The organism is Vreelandella sulfidaeris (assembly GCF_042429665.1).
Classification (GTDB): Bacteria; Pseudomonadota; Gammaproteobacteria; order Pseudomonadales; family Halomonadaceae; genus Vreelandella.
This window is the reverse complement of sequence record NZ_JBHMAC010000010.1, coordinates 1,505,013-1,521,239: the sequence shown is the minus strand read 5'-3', so window position 1 is coordinate 1,521,239 and position 16,227 is coordinate 1,505,013. Positions and strand designations below refer to the sequence as shown.

The following is a 16,227-nucleotide window of genomic DNA, read 5'->3' as shown; positions in this document are numbered from 1 at the left end:
TCCGCCGGGCGCTTACATTACATGCAGTGCCGCTTCTAACACATTGATATTAGACGCAACAGGGTCGTTCAAAATATCGACCCCTAGCTGTTCAAGCGCCTCGTCAAAGTTTGCAACAGCAGTGTTTGTATTTGCATCAGAATTGGTAATCGCCAACATATTTTCCTTACCTATTCACCATGCACCCAGCACCGTCCGGTACTGGGATCTTAGAAACTTAATTTATTTGTCAGTCTATTTTCGACTGGGAGGCTGGTCTGTGCGCTACCCAACAGAAATTCTTTGATTATAGGAATAAGCTGAACAACGAATGAGAGCCATTCGCTATGCAAAACGCTTCTGTTAAACGACGGCACCTGTTGGGGGGTAAACCGACATCTACGCGGCCTGCTCGTAAAAGACTTAGTTATGCAAAGAAAGTTTTCAAAAAAACCATGCAAAACAGCCGTGCACCAACAATCCTGAAGCCACAACACCTATAAAAACTATTGTACGGCGGCGCACAGATAGCCACCAAGGGGAGCTTTTAATCTCCATACGTCGTTTATCGAAAAGGGCTATTCAAAAGAAATATACAACGCAAGAACAGACAACCCAAAGCTGACGACCAAGTGCCTTCGTTAGGTGTGGCCGCCCAACTTCACAAGGATTTGAATATGAAAATGGTTCCCTCGCCTACCCTGTCCAGCGCCCCACTAATCGAAAGGCATCAGATCCTGGTTTGTGTAGACCTTTCCCCCTTCACTGATGTTTGTTTGTTCTACGCGATCTCTCTCGCGCGAGTGCTACGAAGCGATCTGACAATGATCCACGTAATGCAGCCGCGCCACGAACATGAGGGCGGGGCCAATAACAACGCGCTGGACTGGGAATTTTCCCGACAGCAAGCACGCTACCACCTTGAGCGATTGGAAAAAAAAGCAGCTCAAGCCCTAGGCCGCCCGGTCAAAGTTAGGCTTGAACAAGGGCATCCGGCGGAGCGTATTGTCGAGATCGAGAAGGAAATTCGAGCAGACCTTACCGTCATTGGGAGTCACGGCGAAAGCGGCGTCACCGCCTGGGGGCTGGGGAGTACGGTGCATCAAGTGCTCGCCGTATCACGCAGTTCAGTCTTCATCGCACATGCAGCCTCTGAATCTCCAATCGCCATGTCACCAGAACGTATCATCGTGCCACTTGATGGTTCTCTTCGTACCGAATGCGTGTTACCAACCGCTACGCGCATTGCGCGCGCGCACCGCGCTGAGCTAATTCTCGTCCATGTCATCCAGGAGCAGTTGCCAACCTCAGTGCTTCACACCGCTGAAGATCTCAAACTCGTTCGCCAGTTGGCCTCTCATATGGAAATTAGTGCGAAGACCTATCTTGAAGGACTTCGCGCAGGGCTAGCACGGGATGGTGATCGAGTACGAACCGTCGTTGTACAGCATGCCAACCAAAGCAAAGCCATCATTGAAGTCGCCAAGCACGAGCGTGCTAACTTCATCGTGGTCGCAGCACATGGCGCCAACTGTGATGGAGATCACAGCCATGGGTGTGTGACGGAATATCTTCTCACACATTCGGAAGTGCCAGTATTGATGCTCCAGGATCGACCTGAAGGTGAGATGGAGAGAATCGACTTCGGTGAGGTGATTGCCCCACCGCTACGCGCCAGCTATTTGCCGGAGCTTATGTGACCAACACCGCAGCACCAATGAGTGAGAAAACAACGCCTTCTCTTGAAGACCATGCTCGCGAACTCGCTGAGAGCCACCTAACACTTAAACGCACCGCCCCCTTTAAAGGCCTTGGTCGATCATCTGTCGCAAAAGCACTTGAGAACGCGCATAAGCACCTTGTGTCGATGACTGACGGTGAGTTGACGATGCCGGAGGCGACAGAATGGTTCATCGACAACTACTACCTGATCCGGCGTGTTACGCGACAAATCGAGAAAGACTTGCCGCTTGGGTTCATTCGTAATCTGCCCGTAGTGGCGTCAGGGAAAGCGGCCGGCCGGATGCGTATCGACGTTGTCGCCCAGGAGATTGTCGCCCAGACAAATATCGAGCTCGACCTCGAATCACTGCAGCGTTACGTAGACGCTTATCAACAAGTTAGGCCTCTCAGCATCGCCGAGCTCTGGGCTCTGCCGACGCTACTGCGAACCTGTATTTTGCATCAACTCGTTCGCTATCTCGACAAACTGCACATCACGACGCGCAGCGAAAAGCTCGTAAACGAATACCCACCACTCACTACGGAGCGGTTTGCGCTCGATCCTAGCGTAGGCGTTGAGTGCTCAATTCGAGCGCTGCGCTTACTAGATGTGGTCGACTGGAAGGTGTTCTTTGAGAACACCAACCAGGTTGAGGCGATCCTGCGAACCGATCCGGCGCACGTCTACAGTCAAATGGACTTTGAGACCTGCGACTCATATCGCAAGGTCGTAGAAACGCTCGCATTGGCGACGAACCACTCCGAGGAGAGTATCGCCCATATTGCGATCAATCTGGCGGCAGAGGATTATCCTGACGAGCGAAGGCAGCACGTGGGTCATTATCTTGTAGGCAGTGGGCGTGCCTTACTTGAGCAGCATGTCGACTACCGTACCACCGGCGTTGAACGGTTGCGACGCGCTGTGATGCGTTGGCCAACGGTCTCTTATCTTTGCCCGCTTGCGCTATTGACGATTATCCCGTTGATAGTGTTGGGCTGGCTTCTTGCTCAAAACGCGATGATAGGTTGGAAGATTGCTGTGGTGGTCATTGTCGTTGCCATCCCGTTTTCTGGCCTTGCGGTCACGATCATACAAAATTTCCTTGCGCGACTACTCCCTCCGCGCAGGCTGCCTAAACTTGACTTGACAAAAGGCATGTCTTCCGAAGTCCGAACACTGGTCGTGATTCCAACGCTGCTCGGTCGGGAGGGAGACGTCGCGAGCATGATCCGTCAGCTTGAGCTTCATTATTTGTCGAATCCTGATCCACAGCTACAGTTCGCGCTGCTTACTGATGACATAGACTCCAAAGAAATAGCGACAGACGCAGCACTTCTTGACCGTCTCGATCACGAGATTGAGGCGCTCAATACCAAGCATAGCGTGCAAGGCCATGGCCCCTTTCACTTACTTCACCGCGAGTCACAATGGAATCCTTGTGAAAACCGATTCATGGGCTGGGAGCGCAAGCGTGGCAAGTTGGATGAACTCAACCGCTTGCTTCGAGATGACACAACGACGAGCTACGTACGCCACGTCGGCGACCCGCAGGGTCTGTTTGAAATCCGGTTTGTTATTACCCTCGACAGCGACACACAGCTCCCGATGGGAGTTGCCCATCGGTTAGTTGGCGCCCTCGCACACCCTCTGAATAGCGCAGAACTTGATCCTTTGACCGGGCGAGTCATCGCGGGGTATACCATTATACAGCCCCGAATCGACACTGCGCCGTCCGGTACACGCCCAACCTGGTTCTCAAGAATCTTCACCGGTGATGTTGGCTTCGATATATACACCCATGCCGTTTCCGAAACATACCAGGATTTGTTCGGTTCTGGGATTTACTGCGGCAAGGGAATCTACGAGATCGATAGCTTCATGCGCAGCGTCGACGGTCGTGTGCCGGAAAACCTAATCGTCAGTCACGACCTTTTCGAAGGTGTTCATGGCCGGGCCGCATTCGCCAGTGACATCGCACTGTACGAGGGTTACCCATCAAGCTACGCCGCCTTTACCAAGCGCATGCATCGCTGGGTTCGCGGCGACTGGCAACTGCTGCGCTGGCTGTTACCGCGAGTGCCGAGCGTTGGTGGGCAGTACGTACACAATTCGCTCTCCCCCATAGATCGCTGGAAGATCCTCGACAATCTACGTCGAAGTATGACAAATCCTACCCTGCTGCTTTTTTTCGTTCTCGGTTGGACCTGGCTGCCCGGCTCCCCGCTTTGGTGGGCGTTTGGAGCGATCATGCTCGTACTCGCGCCGATTTTTCCAGCGATTGTTTTTGACCGTCACAGGCGCGCTGCACACCTCGGGCGAGGCGCGCTTGCCATGGCCTTTCTCGCCCACGAATCAGTCATCGTCGTCGACGCAGTAGTCCGCGTGATGGTGAGAACCTTGGTGACAGGTAAGAACCTGTTGCAGTGGACAGCCGCTGCGAACATGGAACACAGCATCGCACGGACAACGCCGAGAGCACTTTACTGGCAGACGCTAGCCGGGTCTCCACTCCTGGCAGCTGCAGTAATGGCGATTGTCGCATGGGCACGCCCCTCAGCTTTGGTAGCGGCCACGCCTTTTTTAATCATCTGGTTTCTCGCTCCTGAGATCGCTCGATGGGTAAGTCGCCCTCTTAGTCTGAAAACTGAGCCGCTTCGGCCAGATGAACTCAAACAATTGAGGTTGCTTGCACGTCGAACATGGCGCTTCTTTGATACGTTTGTGGGACCGAATGACCAGTGGCTGGCAATCGATAATTATCAAGCCGAACCACACAAACAGACGGCACACCGCACGTCACCTACCAATATTGGTCTGATGCTGATATCAACGCTATCTGCGTATGATTTTGGCTATATTGGCCCTAGCGAGCTGTCTTTGCGCGTTCGCCGCGCATTCGACAGTATCGCGCGTTTACACCACTACCGTGGACATCTTCTAAACTGGTATGACACAAAAAATCTTCAGCCGCTGCTGCCAGAGTACGTCTCAACAGTTGACAGCGGGAATTTCGCAGGCTGTCTCATCGCCCTTGCGCAAGGTTGTCGTGAGATAGCGACGTCTTTTGTTGTCCGTACTGACGCATGGAGAGGTCTTGGTGACACTGTTGACCTACTTGCCGACGTCATCGATACAATTCCAAATAGCAACGTTGACACATTGCGATTGACGGTCAAACGAATAAGAACCGCGGTCGAACACGGGCAAAATCATCCGGAGGAAGCTTATACGACGCTATGCACCCTCGGTGACGACAGTGCTATCGAGCTTAACAGCGAGATGCTCAAGCTACTCGAAAGCGGCACGAATCGACACGACAGCGATATGCTGGATGCCCTGCGGGAATCGCTTGATACGTTCCAGCAACAGCTGCGTCAGATGCGGCGTGAACTTAACGAGCTGTTACCTTGGCTGGCACTCGCGAACGAACCGGCCATTCGCCTTTTAGAGCTTCCCTCTGCACTATCCTCAGAACTATCCTCTGAACTTTCCTCAAAGCTCCGGCTCGATGAGATTCCAGCTGTCGCTGATCTGCTACTTAGCGAGATTAGTGCATGGCATCACGATTTGTGTCAACGCGGTCAAAACACACCGGCACTTAATGCCTCTGCGCAGAAAACCGTTGATGCGCTGCAGTGCGGTCGGAATAAGGCCGCGGCTCTTCATGTCGAGCTTCTTGAGCTCTCCATACGCGCTGAAACCGAACTGAACGGAATGGATTTCCAATGGCTCTACGATAGCGAACGTAAGCTGTTTCACATTGGCTACAACGTCACGGCCGATCATGCTGACCCAAACTACTACGACCTTCTGGCCTCTGAGGCAAGGCTTGCAAGCTACCTAGCGATCGTCAAGCAAGATGTCCCCGAGGCACATTGGTATTCGCTGGGCCGACCCATGACGTCTGTCGCTGGCAGCCCTACACTGTTGTCGTGGGGCGGAACCATGTTCGAGTACCTAATGCCAAACCTGCTGATGAGGAGTCGAGAGGACACGCTGCTCAATCGGACTAGCGAACTTGCCGTTAAAGCTCAGATCGCGTGGGGGGAAAAACATAACCAGCCTTGGGGAATATCCGAGTCTGCTTTCGCTCTCCGTGACGCCGGTCAAACCTATCAGTACCGTTCCTTCGGCGTACCTGGGCTTGGCTATAAGCGCGGTCTTGAAGAGGACTTTGTTATCACACCCTACGCGTCGGCCCTTGCGGTCTCGATCGCGCCTCGCGCGGTCGTCTCCAACATTCGGGCGCTCGAAACGATGGGTATGCTGGGTACCTACGGCATGTTCGAGGCGCTCGACTTGACGCCCGAGCGAGCGACGGAGGGTCATCCAGCCACCGTAGTCCGTTCCTACATGGCTCACCATCAAGGCATGTTGCTTGTCTCGCTGGGTAATCTGATCAACAACCGCTCAATGGTAGATCGGTTCCACGCGGATCCGATGGTCGCAGCCGGTGAGTTACTCCTCGACGAACGTGCGCCTCACATCGCGCCTAGCGAGTGGCCACTTGCAGCTCCTGAGCGCGCCGTCGTTACTGCGTTGGCGCTACCTAACCCGCCAGGTCCTTGGTCGACGATCGATCCATTGCGCCGTCAGGCATTTGTGCTCGGAAATGGTCGGTTAACGAGCTTGGTGACCGATGCAGGTGGTGGCGGCCTCGACTGGCACGGACTCGCACTCACCCGCTACGAGCCCGATGTCACACGTGATAACGACGGCTTATGGATTTATTTGCGCGATGAAGTTAGCCAGAGCGTCTGGCTCGCCACCTCGCCCAATGGTCGCACCCGCTATGCGATGCACGAGATTGAACATCATTACCGTAATCAGGGCATTTCTGTTCACGTCAAGATCGCTGTTGCAGCGGCCGATGATGTCGAGGTTCGACAGATTACCCTGCATAACGAGACCGATAAGCCGCGGACACTGACAGTCACCAGCGCAGGAAGGCCAGTACTGGTCAAGAAACGCGACGCCAACGTTCATCCAGCCTTTTCAAGTATATTTGTCGAGAGCGAGCAATTGGCTGATATTGACGCTTTGATGTTCGCACGCCGGAGAAAGTCTGATGATGAGCCCCGCGCAGTGCTGGTGCATCGACTTGTACTCGAAGGCACAGACGCCACGTTCGCTGGGTACGAGACAGATCGTGGAGAGTTTCAAGGCCGGTGCACAAATCTCGACAGCCCTGCGGCTCTCACCGCTAAGCGAGGACCACTCCAGGGCCGCTCGGGAGCAGTACTCGATCCAATCATGAGCCTGATGGCAAAAGTTGAACTTGCGCCTAAGGGCAAGGTTACCCTCGCATTCGTCACCAGCGTAGGCCGCTCGCGCACCGATGCGTTTGAATTAGCGCGCAAATACGGTTCGATGCACGCGGTCCGCTGGACATTCCGCGATGCCGAACGCGAAAGTGGACGGTGGCTCCAACGGACAAGCGTCGAGCCAGAGCTGCTACCGTCGATTCAACGCCTGTTTTCGGCACTACTCTTCGCCGACCCATCCTTAAGAGCCAGATTCGATAACAGCGTGCCACAGCCCCGTAAGCACTGGCTCTGGGGTCACGGTATCTCCGGCGATGACCCCATCGTCCTGATACGTGTCCACGATTTGAACGCCCCCTTGTTGCGTGAGGCCCTCGCTGCACAGCGCTATCTTCGCTGGTGCGGTGTGCAACTCGATCTTGTGCTTATTGACCAGCAGATCTCAAGCTATGCGAGCGAGAGCTCAGAGAGACTTCGACACGTCGTTGCCCAACGCGACGAGGAATGGATTAATCGGCACGGCGGTATTCACCTGCTCACCTCCGATCAAGCGTCGGATGACGAGCGTCGTCATCTTGAAGCGGCCGCGCGGGTAGTGCTCGATACCCGAGATGGCTCCCTCGCTCAGCGCTTGAGTCAGGTTGCCCAAACGACGCCGAAGCTGCCGCTCTTTAAGCCGACCCTGGCAAACGACACCACAACACCATTGCTTGCAATGGCAACACCCGCGCCAGCATCAGCAGCGAGCCCACAGCCAGATTTAACTTTTGACAACGGTACAGGCGGTTTCAGCGCGGATGGGCGTGAGTACGTCATCACGCTCCCACCCGGCAATTCCACGCCCGCGCCGTGGTGCAACGTGCTGGCTAACGAGCACTTCGGTTGCCTGGTTAGCGAAACGTCCCTGGGGGCCACATGGTCACTCAACAGCGGCGAGAACAAGCTTACACCGTGGCGCAACGATCCAGTTCTTGATACGCCCTCCGAGGTTCTGTACTTGAGGGATGAAGAGACGGCAGAAGTGTGGTCGCCAACCCCTCTTCCGGCTGGTGGCGCGAGCACGACGGTGATACGCCATGGCGCTGGTTACTCGACCTTCGAACGAACCGATCACGGCCTCGAACAGACGATGACCGTCTTCGTGCCCCCTGACTCGCCGCTCAAGATCGTGCAACTTCGCGTTAAGAACGTACTCGCCCGCCATCGTCGCTTGACCGCGACCTACTACGCCGAGTGGGCGCTAGGTGCTCGTCGCGCCGAACAGTCGACTTACATCACGTCAGAGCACAACCGAAACACCGGCGCCCTGCTGGCAACCTGCAACTGGAACGAGGAGTTTGCCGGTCGGGTCGCGTTCCTGGCAGCCAAAGAAAATCCGCACGGTTTCACAACTGATCGTCTGGAGTTTCTCGGTAGGCGCGGTGACTACGCGCGCCCAGAAGCGCTTGAACGCTGGGGGTTGACCGGCTCCACCGAGCCGGGGGTTGATCCGTGTGCCGCGCTCCAGGTTCACCTCGAACTAGCACCCGGTGAGCAGATTGAGGCTCACTTCGTGCTAGGCCAGGCAGCAAGCCGCGATGAAGCGCTAAAGCTCGTTACCCAGTTCCGTGCTCCTGCCGCGGTCGAGACGGCACGCCAAGAACTCGACACGTTCTGGGACAAGCTACTAGGGAGCGTTCGCGTCAAAACGCCAGAGCCTGCCATGGATCTCATGCTCAATCGCTGGCTACTCTACCAGACTGTGTCTTCTCGGCTGTTTGGCCGCATCGGCTTCTACCAAGCCAGCGGTGCGTTTGGGTTTCGTGACCAGCTCCAGGACGTACTCGCACTGGTTCACGCATCACCGGAGCGAACACGCGCGCATATTCTCGACGCCGCAGCACACCAGTTTGAGCAAGGCGATGTGCTGCACTGGTGGCATCCACCGTCCGGTCGCGGCGTTCGGTCGCGCTGCTCCGACGATCTGCTCTGGCTTCCCTTTGTGACCGCTGAGTACGTCGCAGCAACAGGCGACATGACGATCCTCGACGTCTCGATTCCGTTCCTCACCGGAGAGCCACTCAAGGCTGATGAGCATGATCGCTATGCGCAGTATGAAGTCTCGCAAGCGTCCGCTCCGCTCTTTGAACACTGCCGGCGGGCACTTGAGCACGGCGCAACCGAAGGCACTCGCGGGCTGCCGTTAATGGGCGATGGCGACTGGAACGATGGCATGAACCACGTCGGCGCAGAAGGGCACGGCGAAAGCGTTTGGCTCGGCTGGTTCCTGTGCGCGACCATGGCTCGGTTCGCCAAACTTTGTACGCTATCGGGTGATACCACCGGTGCAGCAAAATGGCGCGCTCGAACGGAGTCGTGTCGGGCAAACATTGAGAGCAGCTCCTGGGATGGCAAATGGTACCTACGAGCGTTCCACGACGACGGATCACTCGTAGGCTCTGCAACGAACCGAGAGTGCCGCATAGACTCTATCGCTCAGTCATGGGCGGTGCTGTCGAATGAACCCGACGAACCTGCCAACGAACGAGCGAGATTGGCCGTTTGTGCGGCCGATGACCAGCTCGTCCGAGAGACCGATCGGCTGGTGCTCCTATTCTGGCCGCCCTACAACACCACGCTGCACGACCCCGGCTACATTCGTGCCTACCCTCCCGGCGTCCGCGAGAACGGTGGCCAGTATACGCATGCCGCGACTTGGCTCGGCTGGTCCCATGCCGCTCTTGGCGACGGTGAGCGCGCCACGCGCATTTTTCGTTTACTCAATCCGATATTGCATGCCGAGACCAGCGCCGACTCGAACCGCTACAGGGTGGAACCGTACGTGCTCGCCGCCGATATCTACAGTGTACCGCCGTGGAACGGGCGTGGCGGATGGACGTGGTATACGGGCTCGGCGGCTTGGTTATGGCGACTCGGTGTCGAGGCCATTCTCGGGCTACAGCGATTCGAAGGAGGCCTCCGTATTGAGCCCTGCATCCCGCCATCATGGGACGGCTTTGAGGCCTGGGTTTACATCGGGTGTCAGCACGTTCATATCGTGGTAGAGAACCCTGATCATTTAGCAACAGGCATCGAAAGCATGACGCTTGACGGTAAAGCGCTGGAATCCAACCTGATTAAGCTCGACCCAATTGAGCCGGGTGAGCACGAGGTTCACGTCCGTTTGGGGCAGTCATGAATGTAAGCCAACGAGCAGGAATTACCAAAGAACAGTCAGACGATTTTGTCTGAATAGAGTGCTCCATAAAGAATTTAATCATGACTAACAAGATGCAAGCGGCCGTTGTTGAACAGTTCGGTAAAGGCCTCGTACTGCAAAAGGTTGAGATTCCCGCGCCTGGCCCTGGGCAGATTCTAGTTAAAACGGAGGCCTGCGGTGTCTGTCATACCGATCTACACGCCGCACGCGGTGACTGGCCGTTAAAACCTACGCCGCCGTTTATTCCGGGGCATGAAGGCATCGGCATTGTGGTTGCGTTGGGAGCGAGTGTCAATGCGGTGAAAGAAGACCAACGCGTTGGCGTCCCCTGGCTATATTCTGCCTGCGGACATTGTGAGCACTGCCTAGCGGCTTGGGAAACGGTGTGTGGCGACGCTGAGTTTGGCGGTTATACCAAAAATGGCGGCTTCGCTGAGTACATCCTCGCTGACCCAAACTATGTGGCTCACATACCTGCTGGGCTGTCAGCCACAGAGGCTGCCCCCTGATAGTAGTGGCAGCACCGTAGCTTCGCGCAGCATATAAAGTTTAAAGAAGCGGTGTTTTAGACACCACGTGCGTTTCAGCAGCGTCAGAAGGAAGGCTATGGATATGTTGGCAGGCTCATCTTCAGCAATAGCAGACTCCCAACGCGAGTCGGAGAAATGGCAATCGGATCGCGCCTATTGGGATGAAGCACTCCCAGTTATGGAGATGCTCAGCGAGTTTTAACGTTAAACCATTTCATGCAGCAGCAAATAGCAACAGCTCGCACCACCTTTACTTTTGCCCCCACTACAGCGCAACCCTCTCCGATGAATCACACCGCTTTTCACATGCTCATCTAATCTGACATTGTGTGGCAGGCCATTTAACCGCCCCGCTAGTGGCCAATCGGCATCGTTGGCACTTAGCGCGTAACCATGAAGTCACTACATTGCTGCTGGCCCTTGGTTTACCGCTTCCAATGAATTCGCGGATATTCCCTGTATCGTTGGGCGCAGTGCTTTAGATGTTTATCGGCTGGCTCGAAGGGAATCCTGATACTTCACTGGAAGTTACTACCGACATTTGGCTTCGTCATGTCGATAGCATCGACATGACGAAGCCAAATGTCGAAATCTATCTGCATTTTAGACAAGAAGTAAATTTAGTCAGGTGAAGTCATAAAGAGCGATTAACCCTTTATCTCTTAATGAGAGTGAGCGAAGCTTTCAGGCTTATTTTTCGCTATGAATGCTTCTGCTGTTGAGCGCTGCGTATCTACAGCAGACAGCCAAGCTAAAACATCAGAAAGCCGGTACCTGACATTACGTCCGCGATGTACAAAGTGTGGGGCGGGCTCCCCTAGCAGCATTCCTGTGACTCTGCTTTTGCGTGCTGTCGAAGGCGCCGCTGGAATTAAAAAAGGAAATACGGCGCTCTCAGGCAACTCAATCAGCTCCGGACTGTAGCCTTGATGGTAAAGTCGAAACGCATTATCCAAGATGTCTTCACTTTTCTTTTTGGGCATGACGGGAGTTCCTAGTAATTTACCCTTGTCATGTTGCCCAAACGAACTCTCAGCTTGGCGGGTGTAATTTACCCTTTTTCGTAATTGAACAGCTGTACTTTTTTGGCTGGCTGCGTTGTCTGCATTTCGGGGTGACTATTTCTAGTCCTTCAAGGTGTGCGGCGCGGTTTTACAAAATCACTTTAACCGATCCCTCGTCGTCTCATGTAAGGGATGCTGCGGTTGCCGATGGGATTGTGGGGCAGCGAAAAAGGGCAACTGTTGTTGCCAGCTGTGGCTTCTTGCTTCCGACGCGTGCTACCTATTTGCTACCTAAAATCTTACCAAACAAAAACGGCCACTGTAGCAATTAGCTAAGTGACCGTTTTATATGTCTTTTTTGGTCGGAGCGACAGGATTCGAACCTGCGACCTTTGCAACCCCATTGCAACGCGCTACCAAGCTGCGCCACGCTCCGGTGTCTTTATCGGCTACATTTGCCTCAAGACGGTGCGTATACTAGCGGTTTCTTGGATAAATGAAAAGCCCTTATAGCGCTTTCTTTTCAAGTATTTGTCATATTCCGCCATGGCCCTCACTGCCTTGCCATCATTAATTATGGTCTGCTTCAAGCAGCAAATAGGCCATGGCGTCATAGACGCCTGGGGCCGCCACTAATAAATGCTGTGGGTGAATATCTTCTGGTACCGCCTGTGGCACTTCGTATAAATGCCCTACCCGTGCACCAGCTTCACGGGCAATTACCCAGCCAGCGACGAAATCCCAGGGCGAGACACTTTCGTAATAGGCATCTAGACGACCACAGGCAACATCGCATAAATCGAGTGCTGCGGCGCCATTACGGCGAATGTCCTGACACTCAGCCAAGACAGCATCTAAACGCTTCAACAAACGTTGACGGTCTTCTTTGCGGTAGGGAAAGCCTGTTCCGACCAAGGTGTGTGCCAATGAATCAGCGTTGCTGGGCTTTATCGGCTCTCCGTTACAAAAAGAACCCAGCCCTTCCGCGGCACTAAAGGTTTCTGTTAGAAAAGGCGCATGCACAACACCGACTTTAGCAACGCCCTCTTCCATCCAGCCGATGGATACAGCCACATGGCGTAATCCTTGGGCGAAATTGACCGTGCCATCAATGGGATCCACCACCCACAGTTTCTCGGCAATTCCATTTGAATTACTTTCTGGCGCCAACTCTTCACTCAACAGTGCTTCACCGGGAAAGTGTTCTTCTAACCGCTGGCTAATAAGTTTATCAACGGCTACATCGACATCGGTGACCAACTCGTTATCTTTTTTCAAGCGCTGAGCAAACCCTTGTTGTTCACGCGCTTTAACAATCATCTGCCCCGCTTCTTCAGCGATAGAAATAGCAAGCTTGAGGCGTTCCTGTAGAGTGTGGTCGCTCATTGAATCTCCTTTTGGAATGATGTGTCGATCGATGCCTCTACCATAAAGCGCACAGATTTAATTTTCGAGTCACACTGTTCTTTCGGGGGCAGAATTAGCGCAAAACGTCGACCAATACATCCACCACAATGCGCGTGGCAGCTTCGATTAACACCACATCAGCCCCTACGCGCTCCCATTCATAACCTGGATATTGCGGCAACTGCGACGCTAGTGGACCATCGAAACGCTTAGCGATACCTGGCGGCAAGGGCTTGCCACGTTCCAGGTTGCGCTGAATGCCCGGCGGTAAAGCTTCTGCTCTGGGTGCATCGTGCTGGCGAAAAAGCTGGCGCAGTTCAGTTTCGTTGATGCGTGGCAAATCGACCCGCTCATAACGAACTTGATCAGCCCGCTTCGATTCTTGCTGTTGGGCTTTATCACGCGCGCCATGGGCAGGCGCATGATCAGGCTGGGCCATAACAACATTAGTGAGTAGCAGTGCGCCAAGCGCACTCAAGGCTCTTAATTTTTTAACCTTCATCGTAAACTCCACATTCAAGGGTCAGGGCTTACAGAGTAAAGAACAAATGCGTAGGAAGTATGGAAACAAAACAGCCGCTCAAAGGAGCGGCTGAAATAAGGCAGGTAATTATCTGTCGTTGCTTATAAGTGGATTATTTCTTACAGCCGCGTGGAAGAATATTATCAGAGATAGTGGCTTCACAGGTCCAACGGCCTGTGCTCGCGTCTCTAGTTACCGACATTGTGTTTGATGCATTGCCGTCACCAACTGCAGCAGATCCTATTGAACCAAAGCTAAAAATAATTTTAGGATTATTCTTATTTAAATCTTCGTAATTAACATCATTGCCGCCTGTCAATGCTTCTTTGTCGAAGCCAACGTAAGTATTGAAAGCCTCTTCAGTATTAAATGCAGTTTTGGGGTCTACACCGGAAGCCAACGCAGCATCAAACCCTGTCTGCAAGGATTTCAGAGTCGAGTACGCAGAGGTCGCTTCTGCCCTTTGGGTGTAGGACTGATATTGCGGCACCGCCACGGCTGACAGCACTCCAATGATTGCGATCACTATCAACAGCTCAATTAGCGTGAAACCGCCTTGTTTTGTGTTGCGCGTGACCGTTGAAGCAGAATTCTGCATGAAAACCTCTCCGATAGGGGATGACAAGCCTTTATAAGGAACGGGAATCCTTAAAAAGAATTAGTAATAATGGCCGTTACATTAGCGTGGGCGATGCGCTTTTACAACGCTATCTGTTAACGCTATCGGCTGAAATAGCTGATACTTTAGCATTTTATATGACCAGCTATTTAGTGCCTGAATGTGCAAGTTTATGGTACAAGTAACACGCTTATATTGATGTAAAACAGGTCTTTTTGATGAGCCAGCCCCCCTATGAGTCGACCTTAAGCCATGCTGCCGCCCGCGGTGGCCTGCGCGGCATTGCCCAGCGCTTGGTCAAACACGGCCTGCTGACCGATGCTCAGGCCTCTATGGCGGAAACCACCGCGTCAGATTTGGAAATCTCGCTGCTTCAGCATGTGATTGAAAGTGGGTTGGTCGACCCTATCGAAGCGACCGTGGCGGCTGGCTGGGAGTATGGGCTTCCGGTGGTGGATTTAGAGGCTCTGCGCCTTAACACGCTGCCCCCCGCCTCCGACTATCCCATCAAAGTACTGCAAAACCTGAACGTATTACCCCTTGCGCGCCATGGTCATCGCCTCACGGTAGCGGTGCCTTACCCCGCCACGCTCACACAATTGGATGAGCTGCAGTTTGCGACCGGGCTGAGCGTTGAAGGCGTGCTTGCCTCCGTCGAGCAGATTACCGTCGCGCTCAATAATTACCTGGCTCAAAATGAGCGCAGCATGCTCGATGATTTGGACGATATTGATGACGCGGTGAGTTCTCTCAATATTGTCCAAAATAATGATGGCTCAGAAGTGCCGCTGGAGGAGTCATCGCAAAATAGCGAAGACGCGCCCATCGTTAAATTCGTCAACAAGATTTTGCTGGATGCCATTCGGCGAGGGGCATCGGATATTCATTTCGAGCCTTACGAGACACTCTATCGGGTTCGCTTTCGGGTGGATGGAATGTTAATTGAAGTGGCCAGGCCGCCCTTTGCCATGCGTAGCCGCATCGCCGCACGTTTAAAAATCATGGCGCGCCTGGATATTTCTGAGCGCCGCCTCCCTCAGGATGGCGCCATCAAGCTGAAGCTGTCGCGCACGCGCTCGCTTGATTTCCGTGTCAACTCACTGCCAACGGTCTATGGGGAAAAACTGGTACTGAGGATTCTAGACCCTACCGCCGCTCAGTTAGGCATAGAACAACTAGGCTTTAGCGACGAGCAGCGCGGTCATTATGAGCACGCCCTTAAACAGCCCCAAGGGATGATTCTTGTCACCGGTCCTACCGGTAGCGGCAAAACCGTCTCGCTTTATACCGGCATTAACATTCTTAACAAAGTTGAGCGCAATATCTGTACCGCCGAAGATCCGGTTGAAATCAAAGTCGCCGGTATTAACCAAGTCAATGTGATGCCTAAAATCGGCCTGGATTTTGCCAGTGCGCTCCGCGCGTTTCTGCGTCAAGACCCCGACGTGGTGATGGTGGGCGAGATTCGTGACCTTGAGACAGCTGAGATTGCGGTGAAAGCGGCTCAGACGGGCCACTTGGTGCTTTCTACCGTACACACTAATTCAGCGGCTGAAACCCTCACTCGTATGGCCAATATGGGGGTCTCATCCTTCAATATCGCCAGCGCCGTTAGTTTGATTATTGCCCAACGGCTGGCGCGCAAATTGTGCCCTCATTGCAAAGAGCCGATTGACATACCCCAAGAAGCCTTGCGTAAAGAGGGCTTCAATAGCCAAGAAATTCAGCAGGCTACCCTTTACAAGGCGGTAGGCTGCAAACACTGCACTCATGGTTATAAAGGCCGTATCGGCATTTATGAGGTTGTCCCAATTACTGAAGCGATGCGCCAACTCATTATGCGCGACGCAAACGCGATCGACATTCATCATCAAGCACGTAAGGAAGGCTACCCAAGTCTGCATCGCAGTGGCTTGCTGAAAGTGATGCAGGGCATTACCAGTCTGGAAGAGATCAACCGCGTGAGCAAGGAGTAAGAC

General features: G+C 53.8%; 9 protein-coding genes and 1 tRNA gene. 4 read left to right on the top strand and 6 right to left on the bottom strand.

What is annotated here, in order from left to right; all coding sequences use genetic code 11:
- Window positions 1-12: 12 nt before the first annotated feature.
- A complete protein-coding gene (locus tag ACFFLD_RS11790; protein ID WP_386043833.1) occupies window positions 13-159 on the bottom strand; it encodes a hypothetical protein in 147 nt (48 codons plus the stop codon).
- A 497-nt stretch (window positions 160-656) separates the two neighbouring features.
- Between ACFFLD_RS11790 and ACFFLD_RS11785 the strand changes: the two genes are divergently transcribed.
- From ACFFLD_RS11785 to ACFFLD_RS11775, 3 genes are all read left to right on the top strand, one after another.
- Window positions 657-1,679, top strand: a complete 1,023-nt coding sequence (locus ACFFLD_RS11785; RefSeq protein WP_386043831.1) for a universal stress protein — start codon at window positions 657-659, stop codon at window positions 1,677-1,679.
- Window positions 1,676-10,144, top strand: coding sequence for a GH36-type glycosyl hydrolase domain-containing protein (locus tag ACFFLD_RS11780; protein WP_386072456.1), 8,469 nt, complete (start codon window positions 1,676-1,678; stop codon window positions 10,142-10,144). Before ACFFLD_RS11785 ends, ACFFLD_RS11780 begins: the two co-directional genes overlap by 4 nt.
- Before the next feature lie 80 nt (window positions 10,145-10,224).
- Window positions 10,225-10,674 (top strand): alcohol dehydrogenase catalytic domain-containing protein, encoded by a 450-nt coding sequence (locus ACFFLD_RS11775; protein ID WP_386040373.1) that lies wholly within the window; start codon window positions 10,225-10,227, stop codon window positions 10,672-10,674.
- A 683-nt stretch (window positions 10,675-11,357) separates the two neighbouring features.
- On the opposite strand, the gene ACFFLD_RS11770 is transcribed toward ACFFLD_RS11775, so the two are convergent.
- From ACFFLD_RS11770 to ACFFLD_RS11750, 5 genes are all read right to left on the bottom strand, one after another.
- Window positions 11,358-11,678, bottom strand: a complete 321-nt coding sequence (locus ACFFLD_RS11770; RefSeq protein ID WP_386040371.1) for a hypothetical protein — start codon at window positions 11,676-11,678, stop codon at window positions 11,358-11,360.
- A gap of 380 nt (window positions 11,679-12,058) precedes the next feature.
- A tRNA-Pro gene (locus ACFFLD_RS11765) sits at window positions 12,059-12,135 on the bottom strand.
- Between the two features lie 134 nt (window positions 12,136-12,269).
- Window positions 12,270-13,085: an inositol monophosphatase family protein gene (locus tag ACFFLD_RS11760; RefSeq protein ID WP_386040369.1), complete on the bottom strand. Its 816-nt coding sequence runs from the start codon at window positions 13,083-13,085 to the stop codon at window positions 12,270-12,272.
- A gap of 94 nt (window positions 13,086-13,179) precedes the next feature.
- The gene (locus tag ACFFLD_RS11755) at window positions 13,180-13,608 is read right to left on the bottom strand and encodes an anti-virulence regulator CigR family protein (RefSeq protein ID WP_386040367.1); all 429 of its coding nucleotides are present in this window, start codon (window positions 13,606-13,608) and stop codon (window positions 13,180-13,182) included.
- Window positions 13,609-13,741: 133 nt separating this feature from the next.
- Entirely contained in the window at window positions 13,742-14,227 is a 486-nt protein-coding gene (locus ACFFLD_RS11750) for a pilin (protein ID WP_386040365.1), read from the bottom strand.
- 239 nt (window positions 14,228-14,466) lie between these two features.
- On the opposite strand from ACFFLD_RS11750, the gene pilB reads away from it, so the two are divergent.
- Complete coding sequence (gene pilB, locus ACFFLD_RS11745; protein WP_386040363.1) at window positions 14,467-16,224, top strand: type IV-A pilus assembly ATPase PilB; 1,758 nt, start codon at window positions 14,467-14,469, stop codon at window positions 16,222-16,224.
- Window positions 16,225-16,227 lie beyond the last annotated feature (3 nt).